The following is a 26,140-nucleotide window of genomic DNA, read 5'->3' on the forward strand; positions in this document are numbered from 1 at the left end:
ACCGCTGCAAGGGCTTTACATTGGCACTTGCAGCGCGTTGAAGGGCTTGGTCAAAAAATCAGCGCTTCCCTAATCGCTGGTGATTTTTTAAACTGTTGAGTCCGCTCGCCCATCCGGGCAGCGCGCATATTGCATTTGCTACGAGGAAGACCATGGCCCGCGTAACCGTTGAAGACTGCCTAGAACACGTGGATAACCGCTTTGAGCTGGTCATGCTCTCTACCAAGCGTGCCCGTCAACTGGCCACCGGCGGCAAAGAGCCGAAGGTAGCATGGGAAAACGACAAGCCTACCGTCGTCGCCCTGCGCGAAATCGCTGAAGGCCTGATCGACTACGCAGCTATCGCCGAAGCCGAAATCGTTGAAGATGAACCGCTTTTTGCTGCATTCGAGGACGAGTCCAACGAGGCCGTCTAAGCTTATGCCTGGTCGACGTAGCACGGCGCGGGATCACAGCCTACGGCAGGAGACATCATGCCGAGCATAGACGCCCTCGCCGATCGCTTATCGACCTACCTCGGCAAGGACCAGGTCAATCTGGTCCGCCGAGCGTATTTCTACGCCGAACAAGCCCACGACGGCCAACGCCGCCGTAGCGGCGAGGCGTACGTCACGCACCCACTCGCGGTGGCGAATATTCTTGCCGACATGCACATGGACCATCAGAGCCTGATGGCCGCAATGCTGCATGACGTGATCGAAGACACCGGTATTGCCAAGGAAGCGCTGCAAGCGCAGTTCGGCGAGACTGTGGCCGAACTGGTCGACGGGGTCAGCAAACTGACCCAGATGAACTTCGAAACCAAGGCCGAGGCACAAGCCGAAAACTTCCAGAAAATGGCCATGGCCATGGCCCGCGATATTCGCGTGATCCTGGTCAAGCTGGCCGACCGCCTGCACAACATGCGCACCCTGGAAGTGCTGTCCGGTGAAAAACGCCGACGCATCGCCAAGGAAACCCTGGAAATCTATGCGCCCATCGCCAACCGGCTGGGCATGCACGCCATCCGCATAGAATTCGAAGACCTCGGCTTCAAGGCCATGCACCCGATGCGTTCCGCGCGGATCTACCAGGCCGTCAAGCGCGCCCGGGGCAACCGCAAGGAAATCGTCAACAAGATCGAAGAATCCTTAAGCCACTGCCTGGCCATCGACGGCATCCAGGGCGAGGTCAGCGGTCGCCAGAAACACCTCTACGGCATCTACACGAAAATGCGCGGCAAGCGTCGGGCCTTCAACGAGATCATGGACGTCTACGCGTTCCGGATCATCGTCGACAAGGTCGATACCTGCTACCGCGTGCTGGGTGCTGTACATAACTTATACAAACCACTGCCAGGGCGCTTCAAGGATTACATCGCGATCCCCAAGGCCAACGGCTACCAGTCGCTGCATACCACGCTGTTCGGCATGCACGGTGTTCCGATCGAGATCCAGATCCGCACCCGTGAAATGGAAGAGATGGCCAACAACGGCATCGCCGCCCATTGGCTGTACAAGTCCAGCGGCGACGAACAGCCGAAAGGCACTCACGCCCGCGCCCGCCAGTGGGTCAAGGGCGTGCTGGAAATGCAGCAACGCGCCGGCAACTCGCTGGAATTCATCGAGAGCGTGAAGATCGACCTGTTCCCGGACGAGGTCTACGTGTTCACGCCCAAGGGCCGGATCATGGAGCTGCCCAAGGGTTCCACGGCGGTCGACTTCGCTTACGCAGTGCATACCGACGTGGGCAACAGCTGCATTGCCTGCCGGATCAACCGTCGTCTCGCACCGCTGTCCGAACCACTGCAAAGCGGCTCCACGGTCGAGATTGTCAGCGCACCCGGCGCACGGCCGAACCCGGCCTGGCTCAACTTCGTGGTCACCGGCAAGGCGCGCACGCACATCCGCCATGCGCTGAAACTGCAACGCCGCTCCGAATCCATCAGCCTGGGCGAACGCCTGCTGAACAAGGTCCTCAACGGATTCGACAGCGCGCTGGAGAAAATCCCGGCTGAACGCGTCAAGGCAATGCTCGCCGAGTACCGCCTCGAACTGATCGAGGATTTGCTCGAAGACATCGGCCTGGGCAATCGCATGGCCTATGTGGTGGCTCGCCGACTGCTCGGCGAAGGCGAACAGCTGCCAAGCCCGGAAGGCCCGCTGGCGATTCGCGGTACCGAAGGCCTGGTTCTCAGCTACGCCAAGTGCTGCACGCCGATCCCGGGCGACCCGATTGTCGGCCACCTGTCCGCGGGCAAAGGCATGGTCGTGCACCTGGACAACTGCCGCAATATCAGCGAAATCCGCCACAACCCGGAAAAGTGCATCCAGCTCTCGTGGGCCAAGGATGTCACCGGCGAATTCAACGTCGAACTGCGCGTCGAACTGGAACACCAGCGCGGCCTGATTGCCCTGCTGGCCAGCAGCGTCAACGCCGCCGACGGGAACATCGAGAAAATCAGCATGGACGAACGCGATGGTCGCATCAGCGTGGTCCAGTTGGTGGTCAGCGTGCACGATCGCGTGCACCTGGCCCGCGTGATCAAGAAACTGCGTGCCCTGACCGGGGTGATTCGCATCACCCGAATGCGTGCATAGCTCGCAAACGTAGCCACCTCTTACAAGGAGTCACCAATGACCAAGACTGTTATCACCAGCGACAAGGCCCCGGCCGCTATCGGTACTTACTCCCAGGCGATCAAGGCTGGCAACACCGTTTACATGTCGGGTCAGATTCCTCTGGACCCAAAAACCATGGAACTGGTTGAAGGCTTCGAAGCCCAGACCATCCAGGTGTTCGAGAACCTCAAGGCCGTAGCCGAAGCGGCCGGTGGCTCGTTCAAGGACATCGTCAAGCTGAACATCTTCCTCACCGACCTGAGCCATTTCGCCAAGGTCAACGAGATCATGGGCAAGTACTTCGACCAGCCTTACCCTGCCCGCGCCGCCATCGGCGTTGCAGCCCTGCCAAAGGGTTCACAGGTTGAAATGGATGCCATCCTGGTCATCGAGTAATGTGCACGGCGCAGCCTGGGGCTGCGCCGACTGCCCTGCTGTAAAGAAAGTTTGAAAGGATTCCACCATGCGCAATGCGCTTGCTCTCTCGCTGCTTGCCCTGCTTCTGGGCGGATGTGCCAGCAACCCTGCCGATCGTGATATCAGCGGCACCTGGATCAATCAGGTGGCGATCGATGCTGCCGCCAAAGGTGTCCCCCTGCGCGAAGCGCTCCAGGCCTATGGCCCGAACCTGGAATGGGACATCAACACCAAGGCCGGCCAGGCCCGCTACACCAATGGTTTTGAAAACGTCGAAGGCAAGCTGCAGGGTGAAGAATCCGGCCTCTGGAAAGTCGACTTTTATGGCAGCTCCGGTAGTGAACTGAAGCGCGACGGCAAACAATTGAGCCAGACCGCGACCGAAAACGAATCAGCCCAGGTCTTCGACCGGGCATTGATCCCGGTACCGGATGGCGCACCGCTTGGCGCCAGCTTCGAACGCGCGCTGTATTCGGCCTACATGGGCGGTAGCTGGAAAGTCGTCAGCGGCCCCGGCGAAGGCGACACCGTGCAGTTCCAGGCCGACGGCCAGGTGACCGGCCTGCCGGGCACTGACCGTTATGCGCTGTGCCTGGCCGGCGACTGCGCCTCGATGAGTGGTGGCAACGACAACATGTGGCTGCAGCTCAATGGGCAAGGAAACGCCTGGATCTTTGCGCGCAGGGGCAAAGAGCTGGAGATTTTCCAGACCGTGAACACGGCGCAGGCGGACGAGATGCCTCAGTACACGCCCGGTGATCGCAAGTGGCTGCTGGAAAAACAGTAAACAACGCATTACCCCCTGTGGGAGCGGGCTTGCTCGCGAAAGCGGTATAACAGCCAACAGAGATGTTGAATGTTACGAACCCTTCGCGAGCAAGCCCGCTTCCACATTTGGTTTACTGTGACCGAAAATCAGCAGCGGCCTTCAAGAATCGCCGCATACCCCTCACGGAAGCTCGGATACTTCGGCGTCCAGCCCAAGGCCTTGGCCCGCGCATTACTGCAACGCTTGCTGCCGGTGCGCCGTACGCTTGAATCGTCGTCCCATTCGTTCACGCCCAGATACCCGCGCAACCAGCCCACCACATCGGCCAGCGCTGCCGGCTCGTCATCGACGCCGATGTAGACATCCTCCAGCGCCACACCACGCCGGTCCGCCTCAAGCAGGCACGCCATCAACCCTGCGGCATCGTCCGCATGGATCCGGTTGGCATACAACGGTGGTTCGACCGCCACGCGATAACCCCGGCGGACTTGAGTCAGCAACCACTCACGCCCCGGGCCGTAGATGCCGGTCAGGCGCACGACACTGGCCGGGATACCGCTCCTGAGCGCGATCTGCTCGGCCTCGAGCATCACACGCCCAGAATAACCGGACGCCACCGTAGACGAACGCTCATCGACCCACTCGCCATCCTGCTGCCCGTAAACACTGCTGCTGGACACAAACAACAGGCGATTGGGCACCTGACCGTAGTCGTTGAGCCACTCCAGCACATGCTCCAGCCCCTGGACATAGGCTGCACGGTAGCCGGCTTCGTCGTGATCGGTGGCTGCCGCGCAATACACCAGGTAATCCACGGCACCGATCGGCCAAGTGGCCGGGCAGTCTTTGTTGAACAAATCACCGGCAACGCCGATGACGCCCGCGGGCAGGCGTGAAACATCCCGCCGCAGGCCATGAACCTCCCATCCCGCCGCCAGCAGCTGTGTGGCCAGGCGGCTGCCAACATCACCGCAACCGGCGATCAAAACAGTAGGCGCAGACATCAGAAAACTCCTATCGCAAAGCCACAGACTAGCGCCGGCAACAGACAGGCGGCTAGCAATGCAGGAAAAAAAGAGACGCTATTACTTCTGTTAACAAGAATTACTTGCAATAATACGCCCCACTTTTGTTCTCGGCCCTTCGAGGCCTGGAAGAACTTCACCCGTTTTTTCTCTCAGGTCCGGCCAGCATGACACGTAATCAACTCTCCGCTTCGCCAACCAAACGACCTCGCGCCTGGAGCGCGGTGGCCGCCCTGCTCCTCAGCCTGATGCTCGCGCCAGTCGCGGCTTTCGCCGATGCCCAGGCGCCAGCTACTCCGGCCGCCGCCGCAGCCCCTGCACCGGCTGATCACGCCGCCCCGGCCGTTGCTCCTGCCGCGACCGATCCTGCCCAGGCAGCACCGGCAGAGAACCTGGGTGAAGACGCTCCTGAAGTCCTCGAAGCCGACAACACTCTGGGCATGGCCCATGACCTGTCGCCGTGGGGCATGTACAAGAATGCCGACATCATCGTGAAAATCGTGATGATCGGCCTGGCCATCGCCTCGATCATCACCTGGACCATCTGGATCGCCAAGGGTCTTGAGCTGATGGGCGCCAAGCGTCGCCTGCGCGGTGAAATCGCCCAACTGAAAAAATCCACCTCCCTCAAGGAAGCCAGCGCCACGGCGGCGAAGGAAGGCACCCTCGCCAACCTGCTGGTGCACGATGCTCTCGAAGAGATGCGCCTGTCGGTCAACAGCCGTGAGAAAGAAGGCATCAAGGAACGCGTCAGCTTCCGCCTTGAGCGCCTTGTCGCGGCCTGCGGTCGTAACATGAGCAGCGGCACCGGCGTGCTGGCGACCATCGGTTCCACCGCGCCCTTCGTCGGCCTGTTCGGCACCGTGTGGGGCATCATGAATAGCTTCATCGGCATCGCCAAAACCCAGACCACCAACCTCGCCGTCGTCGCTCCCGGCATCGCCGAGGCCCTGCTCGCCACCGCACTGGGCCTGGTTGCAGCGATCCCTGCGGTCGTGATCTACAACGTCTTCGCCCGCTCCATCGCCGGCTACAAGGCTCAGGTGTCCGATGCGTCGGCACAGGTCCTGCTGCTGGTCAGCCGCGACCTCGACCACCAGCCTGAGCGCAGCTCGCAACCGCACATGGTGAAAGTGGGGTAATCGGCCATGGGCCTGCATTTGAAAGAAGGGGCAGACGACGATCTGTCCGAAAACCACGAAATCAACGTCACGCCGTTCATCGACGTAATGCTGGTGCTGTTGATCATCTTCATGGTGGCGGCCCCGCTGGCCACCGTGGACATCAAGGTCGACCTGCCCGCTTCCACCGCCAAACCGGCGCCGCGGCCAGAGAAACCGGTGTTCCTCAGTGTCAAGGCTGACCAGCGCCTGTTCCTCGGTGAAGACGAAGTGAAGGCCGAAGCACTCGGCGCTACGCTCGACGCCAGGACCCAGGGCAAAAAAGACACGACGATCTTCTTCCAGGCCGACAAAGGCGTGGATTACGGCGACCTGATGAGCGTGATGGACAACCTGCGCTCAGCCGGTTACCTGAAGGTCGGCCTGGTCGGACTCGAGACGGCAGCCAAGAAATGATCACGACGCGCCATAAGCTGACGCGTTACAGCGGTAGCCTGGCCGTGGTGCTGGGCGTTCACGCGCTGGCCATCGCGCTGGCGCTGAACTGGTCCGCCCGTCCGCCCATCGAATTGCCTCCTCAGGCAATGATGGTCGAACTGGCACCGGTCCCCGCCCCGCCACCGCCTGCTCCGCCGAAGGTCGTCACCCCACCGCAACCACCGGCTCCGGTTGAAGAACTGCCGATCCCCAAGCTCGCCGAAGCGCCGAAAGCTGAGATTGCCGTGCCCAAGCCCGTCAAGCCAAAGCCGAAGCCACAGCCGCCCAAGCCTGTAGAGAAGAAACCCGAACCGCCGAAGGAAAAACCGGCCGAGGAGAAACCGGCAGAAACGCAACAGACCCAGGCGCCTACGGAGAAATCCGCTCAGCCTGCACCGGGTCCTTCGCCGGCTCAACTGGCGGCCAAGGCCAGTTGGCAAGGCACGCTGCTGGCGCACCTGCAGAAGTACAAAAAGTACCCTGCCAGTGCACAGGCACGGGGCAAGGAAGGCATGAACCGCCTGCGTTTCGTCGTGGATGCCGAAGGCAATGTGTTGTCGTTTGAGCTGGTAGGCGCCTCGGGCACCGCCGATCTGGACCGGGCCACCCTGGAAATGATCCGTCGCGCTCAACCGCTGCCCAAGCCGCCGGCCGACATGCTGACCAATGGCTCCATCGAAATCGTTGCACCCTTTGTGTATTCGCTGGAAAAACGCCGTCGGTAAACGCACCACCGCCCCATGTGGGAGCGAGCTTGCTCGCGATAGCGGTCTAACATTCAACGTAGATGTCGAATGTTGGGCCCTCATCGCGAGCAAGCTCGCTCCCACAGAGATTTCTGCCAGCAGGAAGGTCGCGTTCCAAGCCAAAAAGGCACCGAAAGGTGCCTTTCTCTTATCTGCAAGCGGCAAACCGGCATTGCCCGGTGTCACCGGACACGTTCAGTCTGATAACGTGCGTCTATCGATTGCAGCCGGTATGCTTGGCCCGCAACTTCATGGACGCTTGCTATGACCCTCACAGAATTACGCTACATCGTTACCCTCGCCCAAGAGCAGCACTTCGGCCACGCGGCCGAGCGTTGCCACGTCAGCCAGCCGACCCTTTCGGTGGGCGTGAAAAAGCTTGAAGACGAACTCGGTGTGCTGATTTTCGAGCGCAGCAAAAGCGCCGTGCGCCTGACGCCTGTCGGCGAAGGCATCGTGGCCCAGGCTCAAAAGGTGCTGGAGCAGGCCCAAGGCATCCGCGAACTGGCCCAGGCCGGCAAGAACCAGCTGACTGCCCCGCTCAAAGTCGGCGCGATCTACACTGTCGGGCCGTACCTGTTCCCGCACCTGATTCCACAACTGCACCGGGTCGCCCCGCAGATGCCGTTGTACATCGAAGAAAACTTCACCCACGTGCTGCGCGACAAACTGCGCAACGGTGAACTCGACGCGATCATCATCGCCCTGCCGTTCAGCGAAGCCGACGTGCTGACCCTGCAGCTCTACGACGAGCCGTTCTACGTGCTGATGCCGGCGCAGCACCCGTGGACGCAAAAAGAGTCCATCGATGCCAGCCTGCTCAACGACAAGAGCCTGCTGCTGCTCGGCGAAGGCCACTGTTTCCGCGATCAGGTACTGGAAGCCTGCCCGACCCTGACCAAAGGCAACGACGGCGCCAAGCACACCACGGTGGAATCCAGTTCCCTGGAAACCATTCGCCACATGGTCGCGTCCGGCCTGGGTATTTCGATCCTGCCGTTGTCAGCAGTCGACAGTCATCACTACGCCCCCGGCGTGATCGAGGTGCGTCCGTTGTCGGCACCCGTACCGTTCCGCACCGTGGCCATTGCCTGGCGAGCCAGCTTCCCGCGTCCGAAGGCGATTGAAATCCTCGCCGACTCCATTCGCCTGTGCTCGGTGGCCAAGCCAGCGGCGCAGGTTGCTGCGGGCTAAGCGACGGTCATGAGCGAGTTGTCGCAAGTGTCGGTTACGGCACTCAAGGGTGTCGGTGAAGCCATGGCCGAGAAACTGGCCAAGGTCGGCCTGGAAAACCTCCAGGACGTGTTGTTTCACTTGCCCCTGCGCTATCAGGACCGCACCCGCGTGGTCCCGATTGGCGCGCTGCGACCCGGGCAGGATGCGGTCATCGAAGGCACCGTCAGCGGCGCCGATGTGGTCATGGGCCGTCGGCGCAGCCTTGTGGTGCGCTTGCAGGACGGCACCGGCGGACTCAGCCTGCGCTTCTACCATTTCAGCAATGCACAGAAGGAAGGCCTCAAACGCGGCACGCGGATTCGCTGCTACGGCGAGGCACGGCCCGGTGCTTCGGGGCTGGAAATCTACCACCCGGAATATCGCGCTATCACTGGCGACGAACCACCGCCGGTGGATGAAACCCTGACTCCGGTCTACCCGCTCACCGAAGGCCTGACCCAACAGCGCCTGCGCCAGTTGTGCATGCAGACCCTCACCCTGCTCGGCCCCAGCAGCCTGCCCGACTGGTTGCCGAACGAACTGGCCCGCGACTACCAATTGGCACCGCTGGCCGATGCAATCCGCTACCTGCACAACCCGCCCGCCGATGCCGACGTCGATGAACTCGCCCTCGGCCATCACTGGGCACAACACCGCCTGGCTTTTGAAGAACTGCTGACCCATCAACTGTCGCAACAGCGCCTTCGTGAAAGCATGCGCGCCCTGCGTGCGCCCGCGATGCCCAAGGCCACCCGGCTGCCGGCCAAATACCTGGCCAATCTCGGCTTCAACCCGACGGGCGCCCAGCAACGGGTCGGCAACGAAATCGCCTACGACCTCAGCCAGCACGAGCCCATGCTGCGGCTGATCCAGGGCGACGTCGGCGCTGGCAAAACCGTGGTTGCCGCCCTTGCCGCACTGCAAGCGCTGGAGGCCGGTTATCAGGTCGCACTGATGGCGCCCACCGAGATTCTCGCCGAGCAGCACTTCATTACCTTCAAGCGCTGGCTCGAGCCGCTGGGCATTGAAGTCGCATGGCTCGCCGGCAAGCTCAAGGGCAAGAACCGCACCGCCGCGCTGGAGCAAATCGCCAGCGGCACGCCTATGGTGGTTGGCACTCACGCGCTGTTCCAGGACGAAGTGCAATTCAAGAACCTGGCGCTGGTGATCATCGACGAACAGCACCGTTTCGGCGTTCAGCAGCGTCTGGCCCTGCGGCAGAAAGGCGTCGGCGGACGCATGTGTCCGCATCAGCTGATCATGACCGCCACGCCGATTCCGCGCACGCTGGCCATGAGCGCCTACGCCGACCTCGACACCTCGATCCTCGACGAACTGCCCCCCGGCCGAACCCCGGTCAACACCGTGCTGATCACCGACACCCGGCGGGTCGAAGTCATCGAGCGGGTGCGCAGCGCTTGCGCCGAAGGACGTCAGGCCTATTGGGTATGCACGCTGATCGAAGAGTCGGAGGAGCTGACCTGCCAGGCCGCCGAAACCACATATGAAGACCTCACCGCCGCCCTCGGCGAGCTGAAGGTCGGGCTGATCCACGGCCGCATGAAACCTGCGGAGAAAGCCGCGGTGATGGCCGAGTTCAAGGCCGGCAACCTGCAACTGCTGGTCGCGACCACGGTGATCGAAGTGGGCGTCGACGTGCCCAATGCCAGCCTGATGATCATCGAGAACCCCGAGCGCCTGGGCCTGGCGCAACTGCACCAGTTGCGCGGCCGCGTCGGTCGGGGCAGCGCCGTCAGCCATTGCGTGCTGCTCTACCATCCGCCGCTGTCGCAGATCGGCCGTCAGCGCCTGGGCATCATGCGCGAAACCAACGATGGTTTTGTCATCGCCGAAAAGGACCTGGAATTGCGCGGCCCCGGCGAAATGCTCGGCACCCGCCAGACCGGCTTGCTTCAATTCAAGGTCGCCGACCTGATGCGCGATGCCGATTTACTGCCCGCCGTGCGAGATGCCGCCCAGGCATTGCTCGAGCGCTGGCCGACCCACGTCAGCCCGCTACTCGACCGTTGGCTGCGTCATGGCCAACAATACGGCCAAGTGTGACAACCGTCACAGTTTCTGAGGCGTGGCCTTAGGCAAGCTGGTTATACTCCTGCAATTGTTTAATCACGGATACAGACCATGACCGACGTTGCCTTCGCACCCGATACCCCGCACGCTCCGTCGGTTATTCGGCTGATGCTGGGCAAGTTGGGCATTGCCTACGAAGAAGTGTTGGAGCATCACGGCCTCAATGCCGCACGCAAAGTGCAGGCCGTTCTGCTCGATGACAGCGTCGGCGCGTTGATGGTGTTGTTCCCGCAGAGCCAGTTACTGGACCTCAATCGCCTGACCGAACTCACCGGTCGCCGCCTCACTGCCGTACCCACCGAGCGCCTGAAAAAAATGCTCGGCAAGCACAACCTCAGCTTGCTGCCGGGCCTGCCGGCGCTGACCAGTTCACCCTGCCTGTACGACGAAAGCCTGCTGCGTGAGCCGAAGTTGCTGATCAACTCTGGTGAGCCGGGCGTGCTGCTGGAAGTCTCCAGCGAAGACTTCAAGACCATGCTGATCAAGGCCAGCGCCGCCAACTTCGGCGAAAACCTGACCAGCATCCGTCCGAACCTCGACCGCCCCGATGACGACCGCAAGGAAATCACCCAGGCCGTCCAGGCATTTACCGCGCGTCGCATCCAGCAGCGTCTGGAAGAGACCATCGAGATTCCGCCGCTGGCCGAAACCGCGCAAAAGATCATCAAGCTGCGTGTCGACCCCAACGCCACTATCGACGACATCACCGGCGTGGTCGAAACCGACCCGGCGCTGGCCGCGCAAGTCGTGAGCTGGGCAGCGTCGCCGTACTACGCCTCGCCGGGCAAGATCCGTTCCGTGGAAGACGCCATCGTGCGCGTGCTGGGTTTCGACCTGGTGATCAACCTGGCGCTGGGCCTGGCCCTGGGTAAAACCCTGAGCCTGCCCAAGGACCACCCGCAACAAACCACGCCATACTGGCAGCAATCAATCTACACCGCCGCCGTCATCGAAGGCCTGACCCGCGCCATGCCGCGCACCCAGCGCCCGGAAGCAGGCCTGACCTACCTGGCCGGCCTGCTGCACAACTTCGGCTACCTGCTGCTGGCCCACGTGTTCCCGCCACACTTCTCGCTGATCTGCCGCCACCTGGAGGTCAACCCGCACCTGTGCCACAGCTTCGTGGAACAACACCTGCTGGGCATCAGCCGTGAACAGATCGGCTCGTGGCTGATGCGCTACTGGGACATGCCCGAAGAGCTGTCGACCGCGCTGCGCTTCCAGCACGACCCGGCCTACGACGGCACCTACGCCGAATACCCGAACCTGGTCTGCCTGTCGGTGCGCCTGCTGCGCAGCCGAGGCATCGGCTCCGGCCCCGACGAAGGCATCCCGGACGCACTATTGGAACGCCTCGGCCTGAGCCGCGCCAAGGCCGACGACGTAGTCAGCAAAGTGCTGGAGGCTGAAGTGCTGTTGCGCGAACTGGCCTCGCAATTCAGCCAAGGCTGAACAGCATCGCGGGCAAGCCCACTCCCACAGGGATCGCTTAAATCCTGTGGGAGCGGGCTTGCCCGCGATGAATATCACTCGGTCTAACTGAAAGACCTCAAGCCTTGGGCTTCGCCTTCTTCGGCTTCAAATACTTGGTCAGCCCCTGGAACCAGATCACCAGCGCCGGGTTGCCCTTGATCTGAATCGATTTGTCCTGAATCCCGGTCATGAACGCCAGTTGCTTGTTCTTCGCCTGCATCGTGGCAAAGCCATACGCGGCATCTTTAAAGGCAATCGCAAACGCAGGCTCGGCATGCACACCCGATTGGCTGGTGATGCGCTGGTCCTTCACGCGGAAATGCCGCGCCACTTTCCCGTCCAGCGTCTGCAGCTGGAACACCAGGTCCTTGTCACCCAACTGCTGCTGAAACGCCGGATTGGTCCGGCTGGCCTTACCCATCAACAAACCCAGCATCCACAGCAGAAAACGAAATTTCATGCGCACAGCCTCAGAAGGAAAATGAACGGCTGGGGCAGTTTAACGGCTTCAGAGGATAACACCAGTATCCAGCTGCGTTAGGAGAAGATCATTACCATTACCTGCACGATGACTACTAAGTCACAATTTTCAACACATCACTCCAGCCACTCCACACGCCACTTCTGCACCTGAAGAAACACATACATAGGAGCCGGCTTGCCGGGCTCCTAGAGGGCGCGGTATTTCAGGTACAAAAAATGGGCACCCAACCCTGGTTGGCGTGCCCATTTTTTATTCCACCCCCCGCTACGCGAGAGGCGAAAACGGCTTACGGATTAACGCTGTCTTTCAACGACTTACCTGGCTTGAACGCAACGGTGTTGCTGGCCTTGATTTTGACGGGTTCACCGGTTTGCGGGTTTTTGCCGGTGCGGGCACCGCGATGGCGTTGCAGGAAGGTGCCGAAGCCCACCAGCGTCACGCTGTCTTTGCGGTGCAAGGCACCGGTGATTTCTTCAAGAACGGCGTTGAGAACGCGGTTGGCTTGTTCTTTGGTGAGGTCTGCTTTTTCAGCAATGGCTGCAGCGAGGTCTGGTTTACGCATGTGAGTGAAGCCCCTTTGACGGTTTGTTGTTGTTATGTCCGTGCTGCTCTCTGCGGAGCAGCGCCAAAAGCGCCGCAGGTGCTCTACTCTGCGGCAGACGGGAGTGAGGATGGCACGCAGTGAGGCCCCGCGCCAGTATCGGCGCGGCCATTGTTAGGGCAAAAGGGGGGTGATTCCGACAGAACGACCGGTATTTATGCCAACAGGGCTGGAAGCTCTTTGTTCAGGGCCAGTTTTTCCATCACGGCGGCACCGGTGAGGGCATAACCGAGCAGTTTGCCTGCTGCATCGCGGCATAAAACCTTGATGTCGGCGCCCTGTCCTTCGACGGTCCAGATGCCTTCTGCACCCCGTGGCGGCGGGGATACCACCAGCGGGCACACCGGGGTTTTGACGGTGATCGGCATAGGGCCATAGGTGACGGCGGTCGGGTTGCCGGCCAGGGTTTGCGCCAGCGCTCGCGCGCAGCTCATCAGGGGCATCACGTACAGCAGGTTCAGCCCATCGACCTCAGCACAATCGCCCAGGGCGTAGATGTTGGCGTGGGAAGTCTTCAGGTGCCGGTCGACCATGATGCCGCGGTTGACCTGCAAACCGGCCGCTGCCGCGAGGTCGACGCGCGGGCGCAGGCCAATGGCCGAGACCACCACGTCACACGAGATCACCTGGCCATCGGACAGGTGTGCTTCGAGACCGTCCGACACGCGTTGCAGGCGGTTGAGCACCGGCCCGAGGTGGAAACGTGCGCCGAGGCTTTCCAGGCCAGCCTGCACCGCTGCCGCGGCCGCCGGGTGCAACAGGGTCGGCATGACCTGTTCGCACGGCGCAACCAGTTGCACTTCGTAGCCGCCCAGGGTCAGGTCGTTGGCGAACTCGCAGCCGATCAGGCCGGCGCCGAGCAGCAGCACGCGGCGCTTGCCAGCAGCTGCCGCACGGAAGCGTGCGTAATCTTCCAGGTCGTTGATCGGGAATACGCAATCCGCCGCGTCACCTTCAATGGGCACGCGCACGGTTTCGGCGCCCCAGGCCAGGATCAGGTCGCGGTATATCACCGCTTCTTCACCGATCCACAGGCGCTTGTGGCCCGGGTCAATACCACTGATGCGCGTGTGGGTGCGTATTTCGGCCTTGAGTTGTTCGGCCATGGCGCCGGGTTCGGCCATGCTCAGGCCGTCGGCATCCTTGTTTTTGCCGAAGCCGGTGGAGAGCATCGGCTTGGAGTAGGAGCGCCCGTCATCGGCGGTAATCAAAAGCAGCGGGGTTTCGCTGTCGAGCTTGCGAAACTCGCGGGCGACGTTGTAGCCAGCCAGACCGGTGCCAATGATGACGACAGGTGCGTTCATTCCTTACTCCTCAATTATTCAGGCAGCGATTTCGATCATTTCAAAATCCATCTTGCCCACACCGCAGTCCGGGCACAGCCAGTCTTCCGGCACGTCTTCCCAACGGGTGCCCGGCGCAATGCCGTCATCCGGCCAACCGTCGGCTTCGTTGTAGATCAGGCCGCAGACGATACATTGCCACTTTTTCATCAGGTACTTCCTCAGGGGTTCAGGCGTTTTGCCGGCAGAACGGTCGATGGTTGTAGCACTGCCGTCCAACTCAGCGCGTTTTGTACTGATCGGTGCCGCCGGATGCAAGCCTGTTCGGCGCAACGGCAGGCCAATTCAATCGATATCGGCGGCTGACATGTTAAGCTCGCCGCCTCATTTGCTGCCAATAATGACTCATTGTGCAACACACAGAATCCCCCTCTCCAGCTCCTCTCTGGCTCTCGCGCAGCGAACTGGCGCCCCTCCCCGATGCTTCCATCCTGGACTGGCTGTTCGACGAAGGCTCGCTCACCCGACGTCTGATTCATCTGTCGAATGATGCCTTCAGCGTCTCGCCGATGTTCGAGGGCTGGCAAACCCTGCGCGCCGACGAATGCGCAGCGCTGGACCTGGCTAACGGCAGTGAAGGTTGGGTGCGCGAGGTGTATCTGCGCGGTCATGGTGAAGCCTGGGTGTTCGCCCGCAGCGTCGCGGCACGCAGTGCATTGCAAGGCGACGGCTTGCACATGGACGAATTGGGCAGCCGCTCCCTGGGTGAATTGCTGTTCTGCGATCAGGCCTTTCAGCGGCGGGCCATCGAGGTTTGTCATTATCCTCAAGAATGGCTGCCGGGCGAGGCGCGGGCACCGGATCTATGGGGCCGCCGTTCACGTTTTGACCGCGGCGCGCTGAGTGTACTGGTGGCCGAAATCTTCCTGCCTTCCCTGTGGGACGCCGCACGCGCCCGATCGGAGAACCTCTGATGTACCAAAGCCTGCTCAAGTCCTTGAACCGCTTGAACCCTCGGGCCTGGGACTTCATTCAGCTGACGCGGATGGACAAGCCGATCGGCATTTACCTGCTGCTCTGGCCGACGCTGTGGGCGCTGTGGATTGCCGGCAAGGGTTCGCCGTCCCTGGCCAACATTGTGATTTTCGTCCTGGGCGTAGTGCTGACCCGCGCCGGTGGCTGCGTGATCAACGACTGGGCGGACCGCAAGGTCGATGGTCATGTGAAGCGTACCGAGCAGCGCCCGCTGGTGAGCGGCAAGATCAGCTCGAAAGAGGCGCTGGTGTTCTTCGCATTGCTGATGGGCGTGAGCTTCCTGCTGGTGCTGTGCACCAACGCCGCGACCGTGTGGCTGTCGCTGGGCGGCCTGGCGTTGGCGTTCAGTTACCCCTTCATGAAGCGCTACACCTATTACCCGCAAGTGGTGCTGGGCGCGGCGTTCTCCTGGGGGATGCCGATGGCCTTTACCGCCGAAACCGGAGAACTCCCGGCCGCCGCGTGGCTGCTGTGGATCGCCAACCTGATGTGGACCGTGGGCTACGACACCTATTACGCGATGACCGACCGCGATGACGACCTGAAGATCGGCGTGAAATCCACGGCGATTCTATTCGGCGATGCGGACCGGGCGATCATCCTGACCCTGCAAGGGCTGGCGCTGGGTTGCCTGTTGCTGGCGGGCTCGAAGTTCGACCTCGGTGGCTGGTTCCACCTCGGATTACTGGTGGCGGCGGGCTGCTTTGCGTGGGAGTTCTGGTACACCCGCGACAAAGACCGGATGCGTTGTTTCAAGGCGTTTCTGCACAACCACTGGGCAGGGTTGGCGATTTTTGTGGGGATTGTGCTGGATTACGCGTTGCGTTGAAAAGATCGCAGCCTGCGGTAGGAGCCGCCGCAGGCTGCGATCTTTTTGCATTGTTACATATGCTCGCGAACGACGTGCCAGACGTCCTTCATCTTGTCACCCTTCATTTCTCCAGGTGCCTTGTCCTTCTGGAAGTAGTACAGCGGTTTGCCGTCAAAGGCCCATTGCATGGTCCCGTCGTCACGCTTGATAACGGTCCATTTACCTTCAGCCTTGGCACCCGCCTCTGCCTTGAGCGGTGGCCAGTACTCTGCACACTCGCCGGTGCACACCGACTTGCCGCCAGTGTCCTTGTCGAACGTGTACAAGGTCATGCCCTTATGGTCGACCATCATGCCGTCTTTCATCATCGCCGGGTCGGCGGCAAAGGCCAGTGTCGGCAGCGTTAACGCCGCAGTGACCAGCAAAGCCTTCCAGGATTGAGCAATGTAGTTCATGGAAACCTTCCTCTTGTGGTTGTCAGGATCCGGACTTAGAGCTTAGCCCAGGATCCAGCCAATCGCCGGTCGACTAAAATACTGTCACACGACTGCAATAATTCCGTTATCTAATGCGGCGCAAGACAGTTAAATGACAAGAGGATTTTGGGCATGGTTGGCAGGAGCATTCTGATCGTCGACGACGAAGCGCCTATTCGCGAAATGATCGCCGTTGCGTTGGAAATGGCCGGCTATGACTGCCTGGAGGCGGAAAACTCCCAGCAGGCCCACGCCATTATCGTCGACCGCAAACCGGACCTGATCCTGCTCGACTGGATGCTGCCCGGCACCTCCGGCATCGAGCTGGCCCGTCGCCTCAAGCGTGATGAATTGACCGGGGACATCCCGATCATCATGCTCACCGCCAAGGGTGAAGAGGACAACAAGATCCAGGGCCTGGAAGTCGGCGCCGACGACTACATCACCAAGCCGTTTTCCCCCCGTGAGCTGGTGGCGCGTCTGAAGGCGGTACTACGCCGTACCGGCCCGACCGATGGCGAGGCGCCAATCGAAGTCGGCGGCCTGCTGCTGGACCCGATCAGCCACCGCGTGACCATCGACGGTCGTCCCGCCGAGATGGGCCCGACCGAATACCGCCTGCTGCAATTCTTCATGACTCACCAGGAGCGCGCCTACACCCGTGGCCAGTTGCTGGATCAGGTCTGGGGCGGCAACGTCTATGTCGAAGAGCGTACCGTCGACGTGCACATTCGGCGTCTGCGCAAAGCCCTCGGCGATGCTTACGAAAATCTGGTACAAACCGTGCGCGGCACCGGTTACCGCTTTTCTACCAAAGCCTGACCCGGACCCTTACCGCCCGACAAGCTGACAAGGACGCGCGTCAAGTGAACCAAAACTGGCATGGCACCCTGATTCGCCACATGCTGCTACTGGTCACCGCCTGCCTGGTGATCGGCCTGATCACCGGCTATTACGGCTGGAGCCTCGCCGCAGGCCTGGGTCTTTACCTGGCCTGGACCCTCAAGCAATTGCTGCGTCTGCACGAGTGGCTGCGCCTGCACAAACCCGATGAAGCGCCGCCCGACGGCTACGGCCTGTGGGGCGAGGTGTTCGACAGCATCTACCACCTGCAGCGCCGCGACCAACGGGTACGCGGGCGCCTGCAAGCGGTGATCGACCGGGTTCAGGAATCCACCGCCGCGCTGAAAGACGCGGTGATCATGCTCGACACCGACGGCAACCTGGAATGGTGGAACCGCGCCGCCGAAACCCTGCTGGGCCTCAAGACCCCGCAGGACAGTGGCCAGCCGGTGACCAATCTGGTGCGCCATCCGCGCTTCAAGGAATACTTCGAGCAAGAAAGCTACGCCGAACCGCTGGAAATTCCTTCTCCGACCAACGACCGCGTGCGCATCCAGTTGTACATCACCCGTTACGGCAACAACGAACACTTGATGCTGGTGCGCGATGTGACGCGCATCCATCAGCTTGAGCAAATGCGCAAAGACTTCATTGCCAACGTTTCCCATGAACTGCGCACACCGTTGACGGTGATCTGCGGTTACCTGGAAACCCTGCTCGATAACGTCGACGAGGTGAACCCGCGCTGGGGCCGTGCCTTGCAGCAGATGCAGCAACAAGGCGGTCGCATGCAGACCCTGCTCAACGACCTGTTGTTGCTGGCCAAGCTGGAAGCCACCGATTATCCATCGGACAACCAGCCGGTGCCGATCGACGGCTTGCTGCAATCGATCAAGAGCGATGCGCAGCAGTTGTCCGGCCAGAAAAACCAGAAAATAACCCTGGACGCCGACCCGATGACTCTGCTCAAGGGCAGCGAGGCGGAGTTGCGCAGCGCGTTTTCCAACCTGGTGTTCAACGCGGTGAAATACACCCCGGCCGAAGGCAACATCCGCATTCGCTGGTGGGGCGATGACCAGGGGGCACACCTGAGCGTGCAGGATTCCGGGATCGGTATCGACAGCAAACACCTGCCACGCCTGACCGAACGCTTCTATCGCGTCGACTCCAGCCGCAACTCCAATACCGGTGGCACCGGCCTGGGGCTGGCGATCGTCAAACACGTTTTGTTACGTCATCGGGCACGGATGGAAATCAGCAGCGTACCGGGTCACGGCAGTACCTTTACCTGCCACTTTGCCCCGGCCCAGGTCACCAAATCACGGGTTATCAGCACCGCCGACTGATACCGGTCAGCACGCGCCACTAGGCAACTGGCCGGTCAGCCGCTACATTGGCTGACTTGCGCCTGCCCTTCAGGCGCGGATTTTTCTTCCCTCTCGAATACACGGAACCCGCAAAACTCCATCATGGACCCTTCCCCTGGCTTGACCCTCGCTACAATTTTCGCCGACTTCGGCATGATTCTTTTTGCTCTGATCCTGGTTTTGCTCAACGGCTTTTTCGTTGCGGCGGAATTTGCCATGGTCAAGCTGCGCTCGACCCGGGTCGAGGCCATCGCTGACAAAAACGGCTGGCGCGGGCACATCCTGCGCACCGTGCACAGTCAGCTCGATGCGTACCTGTCGGCCTGCCAATTGGGTATCACCCTCGCCTCCCTGGGCCTGGGTTGGGTCGGTGAACCCGCGTTTGCCCACATTCTTGAGCCGGTGTTGAGCGCTGTCGGCGTTGAATCGGCCGAAGTGGTCAAAGGCATCTCGTTCTTCACCGCGTTCTTCATCATTTCGTACCTGCACATCGTGGTCGGTGAGCTCGCCCCGAAATCCTGGGCGATCCGCAAACCCGAATTGCTGTCGCTGTGGACCGCCGTGCCGCTGTACCTGTTCTATTGGGCCATGTACCCGGCCATCTACCTGCTCAACGCCAGCGCCAACACCATCCTGCGCATTGCAGGGCAAGGTGAGCCCGGCCCGCATCACGAGCATCACTACAGCCGTGAAGAGCTGAAACTGATCCTGCACTCCAGCCGTGGCCAGGACCCGAGCGACCAAGGCATGCGCGTGCTGGCCTCGGCAGTGGAGATGGGCGAACTGGAAGTGGTCGACTGGGCCAACTCCCGCGAAGACCTGGTGACCCTGGAGTTCAACGCACCGCTCAAGCAGATCCTGGCGATGTTCCGTCGCCACAAGTTCAGCCGCTATCCGGTGTACGACAGCGAACGCCAGGAATTCGTCGGCCTGCTGCACATCAAGGATCTGCTGCTGGAACTGGCGGCGCTGGACCACATTCCCGAGTCGTTCAACCTCGCCGAACTGACCCGCCCGCTGGAGCGCGTGTCACGGCACATGCCGCTGTCACAGTTGCTGGAGCAGTTCCGCAAGGGCGGTTCGCACTTCGCCGTGGTCGAAGAGGCCGACGGCAACATCATCGGCTACCTGACCATGGAAGACGTGCTGGAAGTGCTGGTGGGCGACATCCAGGACGAACACCGCAAGGCCGAGCGCGGGATCCTCGCGTACCAGCCGGGCAAGTTGCTGGTACGGGGCGATACGCCGCTGTTCAAGGTTGAACGACTGCTGGGCATCGACCTCGACCACGTCGAAGCCGAAACCCTTGCCGGGCTGGTCTATGAGAGCCTCAAGCGCGTTCCGGAAGAGGAAGAAGTGCTGGAAGTCGAAGGCCTGCGGATCATCATCAAGAAGATGAAGGGACCGAAGATTGTCCTGGCCAAGGTGTTGATGCTGGATTAACTGGCTTTCCGGATTCGCAGCGCTCCCATCGCGTGCAAGCCCGCTCCCACAGGTACAGTGGCGATCCTGTGGGAGCAGCGGTGCGGCGATCCGACTTGCCCGCGAAGGCGTCAGACCAGGAAACGCCTCACTTCCCGCCCAACGCAAAGTTGGGCAAAGCACCCACCGGCTGGTTGAACTGGTACGGAATCGACACCAGCCCCAACCCGGTATTGCGCTGCACCACGAAGTGCAAATGCGGCCCGGTGCTGTTGCCGGTGTTGCCGGACAACGCCAAAGCACTGCCTACCGTTACCCGCTGACCTTCCCGAACGCGGACCGAGCCCTTCTTCAGGTGCAGGTAAACACCCATGGTCCCGTCATCATGCAGCACCCGCACGAAATTGCCGGAAGCGTCGGTGCCGCGCCCGCTCTGTCTGTTCTCGGTCTTCACCACCACCCCGCCTCGCGCGGCAATGATCGGCGTGCCCTCGGGCATCGCAATGTCTATGGCGTAACGGCTCTTGGGGCCAAAGTGGCTGTAGGGCCCGTTGGCACCCTGACTGATCCGGAACGGGCCGCCACGCCAGGGCAACGGGTACCGGTAGCCCACCGTGGGTCCTGAGGGGTCGCCCAGGGAATACTTGAACTTCGGGACGTACGCCAGCGGCCTTCCACCTTTGGCCGCCGTGAGCTGCGCCAGGCGAACGCTGCTGCGCATCGGTATCACGCGCCGAATCGTCCTGCCCGGCACACCGCTGGCGTTCTTCACCCCGGCAAAACTCAGTTCGACCTCTACTGGTGCATACAGGTCATTGCGCACATACACGCTGTGCACGCCGTTCTTCTTCATGATGATTAGGCGCACCTGACGCTCAAGGTGCTCGACCATGCCATCGCGGAAAACGAGCACATGGGCGCCTTTGCTCGGGCGGTCGCTGTAGGAAACCACGCCATTGGCGTCTTTGGACTTGTAGATGGTCATGGCCACGGCCGAGGTGGCGACCATGAACAGGCCACAGAAAAACAGCAGGCGCGTGAACATGAGCAAGGATTCTGTCGAGTGGGAACTGAGATGGAGCCTAGCAGCTGCTATGGACCCGGGTAGTCGGCAGATGTTTCAGAAAAGGTGTTCCGCGGATTTGCGGTAACAGTGTCGGCCCCTTCGCGAGCAGGCTCGCTCCCACATGAGAACGCATTACAAATGTGGGAGCGAGCCTGCTCGCGAAAGCGGACTGTCAGGCGACGTTGTATCAAGCGCCAGGTATGAAGTGCTTCTGCGCCGTCCCCCGCGCAATCAGGCGCGAGATGTAATCGAGCTTCTGCGCATCCTGATCGACAAAGCGGAAGGTCAGTTGCAGCCAGTCGCTGTCGGGCTTCGGTTCGTGGGCCACGACAGCATGCAGATAGCCGTTGAGGCGGGCGATTTCGGCATTGTCGCCTTGCTCCAGGTCCAGCACGGCGCTGTCGAGGATCTGCGGCAGGGTCTCGGTGCGCTTGACCACCAACAGGGCTTCCTTGAGGCTCAGGGCCTTGATCACGCACTGCTGGATGCCGTTCGGCAAACGCAGTTGACCCTGGCCACGGCCGCTGGCGGGTACTGAAGAGGCCGCAGGCGCCTTGACCGGCGGGCTGTTGAGCAAGCCTTTGGACGGTGCGGGCGCAGCTGTTGGCGTGTTGACGGGGGCCTTGCCAGCGGTCAGGGCGGCCAGGGAGTCGTTGGCGAATGCGGGGCTGGTTTTGGTCGCGGCGACGTTGATCAAGGCATCGAGTTTGCCGACCTTGTGCAGCGCCTGCTTGACCTTGGTGATCAGTTGTTCGTTGGTGAACGGCTTGCTGACATAACCGGATACCCCGGCCTGGATCGCCTGGACGACGTTCTCTTTGTCGCCACGGCTGGTCACCATCACGAAGGGCATGGCTTTGAGGCTGTCTTGCTCACGACACCAGGTCAGCAGTTCCAGGCCGGACATTTCCGGCATTTCCCAGTCGCACAGGACCAGATCGAATGCTTCCTTGGCCAGCATGGCCTGGGCCTTTCTGCCGTTGATCGCGTCTTCGATCCGCATGCCAGGGAAATAATTGCGCAGGCACTTTTTCACCAAGTCACGAATGAACGACGCGTCGTCCACGACCAACACACTGACCTTAATCATCCACCACCCCTTTAAAAAATCCCGGCCAGCATACCGCCTTGCTGATGGCACATTGCCAAAAAACCTTCAGTCACGCCGGACTTTTCGTTCACGGGTGCTGCTTTTCGAATACGTAGGCCACAAACAAAAACGCCCGGCCAACAGGCCGGGCGCTTTACTTGGGCAACCTTACTTATCGTCAGTTTTGCCCGGAACATTAGCGGTTTCGCCGGTTGTTCCTTCGACTTCTTCCTTCATGCGCTTGAGCCCCAGATGCCGCACGTCGGTGCCGCGTACCAGGTAGATCACCAGCTCCGAGATATTGCGCGCGTGGTCGCCGATACGCTCCAGCGAACGCAGTACCCAGATAATGCTCAGAACCCGCGAGATAGAACGCGGATCTTCCATCATGTAGGTCGCCAGCTCACGCAGGGCGGTCTTGTATTCGCGGTCGATGATCTTGTCGTACTGCGCCACCGACAAGGCCAGTTCGGCATCGAAACGGGCAAAGGCGTCCAATGCATCACGGACCATGTTGCGCACCTGGTCACCGATGTGGCGCACTTCGACGTAACCGCGCGGTGCCTCGCCTTCTTCGCATAGCTGAATGGCGCGACGGGCGATCTTGGTCGCTTCGTCACCGATGCGCTCCAGGTCGATCACCGATTTGGAAATGCTGATGATCAGCCGCAGGTCGGACGCTGCTGGCTGACGACGGGCCAGAATGCGCAGGCATTCTTCGTCGATGTTGCGTTCCATCTGGTTGATCTGGTCGTCGATCTCGCGCACCTGCTGGGCCAGGCCGGAGTCGGCCTCGATCAGCGCGGTGACCGCGTCGTTGACCTGCTTCTCGACCAGCCCGCCCATGGCCAGGAGGTGGCTGCGCACTTCCTCCAGTTCGGCGTTGAACTGCTGGGAGATGTGGTGTGTAAGGCCTTCCTTAGAAATCATGTTGTCTGCTCCGCAAAAGCTGTGAGCTGCAAGCTACGAGCTGCAAGCTGATTTGTGTCGTTACTCGGATCGCTTCTACTTGCCGCTTGTAGCTTGACGCTTGCGGCTGTACGGCTAGCCGTACCGGCCCGTGATGTAGTCTTCGGTCTGCTTCTTCGCCGGGTTGGTGAACAGGGTATCGGTGTCGCCAAATTCCACCAGCTTGCCCATGTACATGAACGCCGTGTAGTCGGAAACCCGCGCCGCCTGCTGCATGTTGTGGGTCACGATCACGATGGTGAACTTGGATTTCAGTTCGTAGATCAACTCTTCGACTTTCAGCGTGGAGATCGGGTCGAGTGCCGAGCAGGGTTCGTCGAGCAGCAACACTTCTGGCTCAACGGCGATGGTGCGGGCGATCACCAGACGCTGCTGCTGACCACCGGACAGGCCCAGTGCCGACTCGTGCAGGCGATCTTTGACTTCGTCCCACAGCGCCGCGCCCTTGAGTGCCCACTCGACGGCTTCGTCGAGCACGCGCTTCTTGTTGATGCCCTGAATGCGCAGGCCGTAAACCACGTTTTCGTAGATGGTTTTCGGAAACGGGTTGGGCTTCTGGAACACCATGCCGACGCGACGACGCAGTTCGGCCACGTCTTCGCCCTTGCGGTAGATGTTGTTGCCGTACAGGTTGATCTCGCCCTCGACGCGGCAGCCATCCACCAGGTCGTTCATGCGGTTGAAGGTGCGCAGCAGCGTCGACTTGCCGCAGCCGGACGGGCCGATGAAGGCGGTCACGCGCTGTTTCGGGATGTTCATGCTGACGTCGTACAGCGCTTGCTTCTCACCGTAGAACAGGCTCAGGCCCGGTACTTCGATGGCTACGGTTTCCTGCTCAAGGTTCAGGCTCTGTTTGTCGCGACCCAGTGCCGACATGTTGATGCCGTGGGTATGTGCTTCGTGCTGCATGGGAGGCTCCCTGTGCTAACAAATTCGGTTCGGAACGCTGCTTATTGCAGTTCCCATCAATATTCCGGTGGACGCGGTCCAGTGTGGGAGCGGGCTTGCTCGCGAAGAGGCCGGCACATTCAACATCAATGTGCCTGACCCACCGCTTTCGCGAGCAAGCCCGCTCCCACATTGGAAATCAGCTGTCCAACGCCTTGTACTTCTCGCGCAGGTGGTTACGGATGTACACCGCCGACAGGTTCAGCGTCGCGATCACCAGCACCAGCAGCAGCGCCGTGGCGTATACCAGCGGTCGTGCGGCTTCGACGTTCGGGCTCTGGAAGCCGACGTCATAGATGTGGAAGCCCAGGTGCATGATCTTCTGGTCCAGGTGCAGATACGGGTAGTTACCGTCCACCGGCAACGACGGCGCCAGTTTCACCACACCCACCAGCATCAGCGGCGCCACTTCACCCGCGGCACGAGCCACGGCGAGGATCATGCCGGTCATCATTGCCGGGCTGGCCATCGGCAATACGATCTTCCACAAGGTTTCAGCCTTGGTCGCGCCGAGGGCCAACGAGCCTTCACGCACGGTGCGAGGAATCCGGGCCAGACCTTCTTCAGTGGCCACGATCACCACCGGCACTGCCAGCAGCGCCAGGGTCAGCGAAGCCCAGAGCAGGCCCGGCGTGCCGAAGGTCGGCGCCGGCAAGGCTTCCGGGAAGAACAGACGGTCGAGCGAGCCGCCCAGCACATAGACGAAGAAGCCCAGGCCGAACACCCCGTAAACGATGGCCGGAACACCGGCCAGGTTGTTCACCGCGATGCGGATCACACGGGTCAGGGTGTTCTGCTTGGCGTACTCACGCAGGTACACCGCCGCCAGCACGCCGAACGGGGTCACGATCATCGCCATGATCAGGGTCATCATCACGGTGCCGAAAATCGCCGGGAAGATACCGCCCTCGGTGTTCGCTTCACGCGGGTCGTCGCTCAGGAACTCCCAGACCTTGCTGAAGTAGAAACCGATCTTGGTGGTCGTGCTCATGGCGTTCGGCTGGTAGGCGTGAACCACTTTTCCGATGCCGATTTCGATTTCCTTACCGTTCGCATCGCGGGCAGTCAGGCTGTCGCGGTTGAACTGCGCATGCAGATCGTTCAGGCGCGCTTCAACATCCTGATAGCGGGCATTGAGTTCGGCGCGCTCCGATTCCATGTCCGCTTGTGCGGCGGCGTCGAGCTTGCCGTCCAGCTCCAGCTTGCGACCGTGCAGGCGAACGCGCTCGAGACCGGCGTTGATCGCGCCGATGTCGGTTTTTTCCAGGCTCTTGAGCTGTGCGGCCAGCTTGTTCACGCGGTCGACACGGGCTTGCAACTCTGGCCATGCGGCTTCGCCTTCAGCGATGACCTTGCCATCCTGTTTGACGTTGACCAGGTAACCGTAGAAGTTGCCCCACTCACGCCGCTCGATCGCCATCAGCTCCGGCGGCGTCGTCTGGTTGGTCAGCCACTCGCCGACGACCCAGGTGAAGTCATTGCCGTTCAGGTCACGGTTGCCGACCTTGATCAGCTCGCGAGTCATGAACTCAGGGCCTTCGTCAGGCACCGGCAGGCCGGCGCTCTTCAGACGAGCACGTGGCACTTCTTCCTTCTGTACGATTTCGCCGATCACCAGGTGCTGGCCCTGGCCCGGTACGTCGTAGCTGGCGTGGATCAGATCCGCCGGCCAGAAGTGACCCAGGCCGCGCACGGCAATCACTGCCAGCAGGCCAATGGTCATGATGACCGCGATGGACACCGCGCCACCGCTGATCCAGACGCCGGGGGCGCCGCTCTTGAACCATCCTTTCAGGGAGTTCTGTTTCACA

At 61.2% G+C, this 26,140-nt stretch carries 26 protein-coding genes; 15 read left to right on the forward strand and 11 right to left on the reverse strand.

Annotation, left to right across the window (positions count from 1 at the left end; genetic code table 11):
• The first annotated feature begins 152 nt into the window (after nt 1-152).
• From rpoZ to ACXX83_RS24185, 4 genes are all read left to right on the forward strand, one after another.
• A complete protein-coding gene (gene rpoZ, locus ACXX83_RS24170) occupies nt 153-416 on the forward strand; it encodes a DNA-directed RNA polymerase subunit omega (RefSeq protein ID WP_007921129.1) in 264 nt (87 codons plus the stop codon).
• Nucleotides 417-473: 57 nt separating this feature from the next.
• Nucleotides 474-2,579, forward strand: coding sequence for a bifunctional GTP diphosphokinase/guanosine-3',5'-bis pyrophosphate 3'-pyrophosphohydrolase (gene spoT / locus ACXX83_RS24175; RefSeq protein ID WP_104450282.1), 2,106 nt, complete (start codon nt 474-476; stop codon nt 2,577-2,579).
• A gap of 36 nt (nt 2,580-2,615) precedes the next feature.
• Entirely contained in the window at nt 2,616-2,996 is a 381-nt protein-coding gene (gene ridA / locus ACXX83_RS24180; protein WP_015097371.1) for a RidA family protein, read from the forward strand.
• Between the two features lie 67 nt (nt 2,997-3,063).
• A complete protein-coding gene (locus ACXX83_RS24185; protein ID WP_458549777.1) occupies nt 3,064-3,804 on the forward strand; it encodes a hypothetical protein in 741 nt (246 codons plus the stop codon).
• 128 nt (nt 3,805-3,932) lie between these two features.
• Here the strand turns inward: ACXX83_RS24185 and ACXX83_RS24190 are convergent, their stop codons facing one another.
• Nucleotides 3,933-4,790, reverse strand: a complete 858-nt coding sequence (locus ACXX83_RS24190) for an SDR family oxidoreductase (protein ID WP_458549778.1) — start codon at nt 4,788-4,790, stop codon at nt 3,933-3,935.
• Nucleotides 4,791-4,978: 188 nt separating this feature from the next.
• Here ACXX83_RS24190 and exbB point away from each other — a divergent pair, with 188 nt between their 5' ends.
• From exbB to ACXX83_RS24220, 6 genes are all read left to right on the forward strand, one after another.
• Nucleotides 4,979-5,953 carry a tonB-system energizer ExbB gene (exbB, locus tag ACXX83_RS24195; RefSeq protein ID WP_458549779.1) on the forward strand — a complete coding sequence of 325 codons (975 nt, stop codon included), beginning with the start codon at nt 4,979-4,981 and terminating at the stop codon, nt 5,951-5,953.
• A gap of 6 nt (nt 5,954-5,959) precedes the next feature.
• Entirely contained in the window at nt 5,960-6,388 is a 429-nt protein-coding gene (gene exbD / locus ACXX83_RS24200; RefSeq protein WP_007975187.1) for a TonB system transport protein ExbD, read from the forward strand.
• Entirely contained in the window at nt 6,385-7,134 is a 750-nt protein-coding gene (locus tag ACXX83_RS24205; RefSeq protein ID WP_015097375.1) for an energy transducer TonB family protein, read from the forward strand. The genes exbD and ACXX83_RS24205 overlap by 4 nt, the downstream gene beginning before the upstream one ends.
• Before the next feature lie 285 nt (nt 7,135-7,419).
• Nucleotides 7,420-8,349 (forward strand): hydrogen peroxide-inducible genes activator, encoded by a 930-nt coding sequence (locus ACXX83_RS24210; RefSeq protein WP_007975189.1) that lies wholly within the window; start codon nt 7,420-7,422, stop codon nt 8,347-8,349.
• Between the two features lie 9 nt (nt 8,350-8,358).
• Complete coding sequence (gene recG / locus ACXX83_RS24215; RefSeq protein WP_458549780.1) at nt 8,359-10,434, forward strand: ATP-dependent DNA helicase RecG; 2,076 nt, start codon at nt 8,359-8,361, stop codon at nt 10,432-10,434.
• Nucleotides 10,435-10,512: 78 nt separating this feature from the next.
• A complete protein-coding gene (locus ACXX83_RS24220) occupies nt 10,513-11,913 on the forward strand; it encodes an aminoacyl-tRNA deacylase and HDOD domain-containing protein (protein WP_217836715.1) in 1,401 nt (466 codons plus the stop codon).
• 97 nt (nt 11,914-12,010) lie between these two features.
• On the opposite strand, the gene ACXX83_RS24225 is transcribed toward ACXX83_RS24220, so the two are convergent.
• From ACXX83_RS24225 to ACXX83_RS24240, 4 genes are all read right to left on the reverse strand, one after another.
• Nucleotides 12,011-12,394 (reverse strand): hypothetical protein, encoded by a 384-nt coding sequence (locus ACXX83_RS24225; RefSeq protein WP_008018281.1) that lies wholly within the window; start codon nt 12,392-12,394, stop codon nt 12,011-12,013.
• Nucleotides 12,395-12,704: 310 nt separating this feature from the next.
• Nucleotides 12,705-12,980, reverse strand: coding sequence for an HU family DNA-binding protein (locus ACXX83_RS24230; RefSeq protein ID WP_003195589.1), 276 nt, complete (start codon nt 12,978-12,980; stop codon nt 12,705-12,707).
• A gap of 194 nt (nt 12,981-13,174) precedes the next feature.
• Nucleotides 13,175-14,323 carry an NAD(P)/FAD-dependent oxidoreductase gene (locus ACXX83_RS24235; protein WP_458549781.1) on the reverse strand — a complete coding sequence of 383 codons (1,149 nt, stop codon included), beginning with the start codon at nt 14,321-14,323 and terminating at the stop codon, nt 13,175-13,177.
• 18 nt (nt 14,324-14,341) lie between these two features.
• On the reverse strand, nt 14,342-14,512 hold the full coding sequence (locus ACXX83_RS24240; protein WP_007975200.1) for a rubredoxin: 171 nt from the start codon (nt 14,510-14,512) through the stop codon (nt 14,342-14,344).
• Nucleotides 14,513-14,712: 200 nt separating this feature from the next.
• Between ACXX83_RS24240 and ACXX83_RS24245 the strand changes: the two genes are divergently transcribed.
• A complete protein-coding gene (locus ACXX83_RS24245) occupies nt 14,713-15,276 on the forward strand; it encodes a chorismate--pyruvate lyase family protein (protein ID WP_458549782.1) in 564 nt (187 codons plus the stop codon).
• Nucleotides 15,276-16,166, forward strand: coding sequence for a 4-hydroxybenzoate octaprenyltransferase (gene ubiA, locus ACXX83_RS24250; RefSeq protein ID WP_217836717.1), 891 nt, complete (start codon nt 15,276-15,278; stop codon nt 16,164-16,166). The genes ACXX83_RS24245 and ubiA overlap by 1 nt, the downstream gene beginning before the upstream one ends.
• 53 nt (nt 16,167-16,219) lie before the next feature.
• Here ubiA and ACXX83_RS24255 read toward each other — a convergent pair whose 3' ends face one another.
• A complete protein-coding gene (locus tag ACXX83_RS24255; RefSeq protein ID WP_095964350.1) occupies nt 16,220-16,603 on the reverse strand; it encodes a COG4315 family predicted lipoprotein in 384 nt (127 codons plus the stop codon).
• Between the two features lie 153 nt (nt 16,604-16,756).
• On the opposite strand from ACXX83_RS24255, the gene phoB reads away from it, so the two are divergent.
• From phoB to ACXX83_RS24270, 3 genes are all read left to right on the forward strand, one after another.
• Nucleotides 16,757-17,446 carry a phosphate regulon transcriptional regulator PhoB gene (gene phoB, locus ACXX83_RS24260; RefSeq protein WP_015097384.1) on the forward strand — a complete coding sequence of 230 codons (690 nt, stop codon included), beginning with the start codon at nt 16,757-16,759 and terminating at the stop codon, nt 17,444-17,446.
• An 80-nt stretch (nt 17,447-17,526) separates the two neighbouring features.
• The gene (phoR, locus tag ACXX83_RS24265) at nt 17,527-18,813 is read left to right on the forward strand and encodes a phosphate regulon sensor histidine kinase PhoR (RefSeq protein WP_458550227.1); all 1,287 of its coding nucleotides are present in this window, start codon (nt 17,527-17,529) and stop codon (nt 18,811-18,813) included.
• Between the two features lie 123 nt (nt 18,814-18,936).
• Nucleotides 18,937-20,277, forward strand: coding sequence for a hemolysin family protein (locus ACXX83_RS24270; RefSeq protein ID WP_007975205.1), 1,341 nt, complete (start codon nt 18,937-18,939; stop codon nt 20,275-20,277).
• 127 nt (nt 20,278-20,404) lie between these two features.
• Here ACXX83_RS24270 and ACXX83_RS24275 read toward each other — a convergent pair whose 3' ends face one another.
• From ACXX83_RS24275 to pstA, 5 genes are all read right to left on the reverse strand, one after another.
• Entirely contained in the window at nt 20,405-21,301 is an 897-nt protein-coding gene (locus tag ACXX83_RS24275; protein WP_458549783.1) for a peptidoglycan DD-metalloendopeptidase family protein, read from the reverse strand.
• 208 nt (nt 21,302-21,509) lie between these two features.
• Complete coding sequence (locus ACXX83_RS24280; protein ID WP_458549784.1) at nt 21,510-22,412, reverse strand: response regulator; 903 nt, start codon at nt 22,410-22,412, stop codon at nt 21,510-21,512.
• A 168-nt stretch (nt 22,413-22,580) separates the two neighbouring features.
• Nucleotides 22,581-23,342: a phosphate signaling complex protein PhoU gene (phoU, locus tag ACXX83_RS24285; protein ID WP_015097389.1), complete on the reverse strand. Its 762-nt coding sequence runs from the start codon at nt 23,340-23,342 to the stop codon at nt 22,581-22,583.
• A 114-nt stretch (nt 23,343-23,456) separates the two neighbouring features.
• The gene (gene pstB / locus ACXX83_RS24290) at nt 23,457-24,290 is read right to left on the reverse strand and encodes a phosphate ABC transporter ATP-binding protein PstB (protein WP_007971742.1); all 834 of its coding nucleotides are present in this window, start codon (nt 24,288-24,290) and stop codon (nt 23,457-23,459) included.
• Nucleotides 24,291-24,468: 178 nt separating this feature from the next.
• Entirely contained in the window at nt 24,469-26,139 is a 1,671-nt protein-coding gene (pstA, locus tag ACXX83_RS24295) for a phosphate ABC transporter permease PstA (RefSeq protein WP_015097391.1), read from the reverse strand.
• Nucleotide 26,140 lies beyond the last annotated feature (1 nt).

This window comes from Pseudomonas sp. GNP012, from assembly GCF_054343835.1.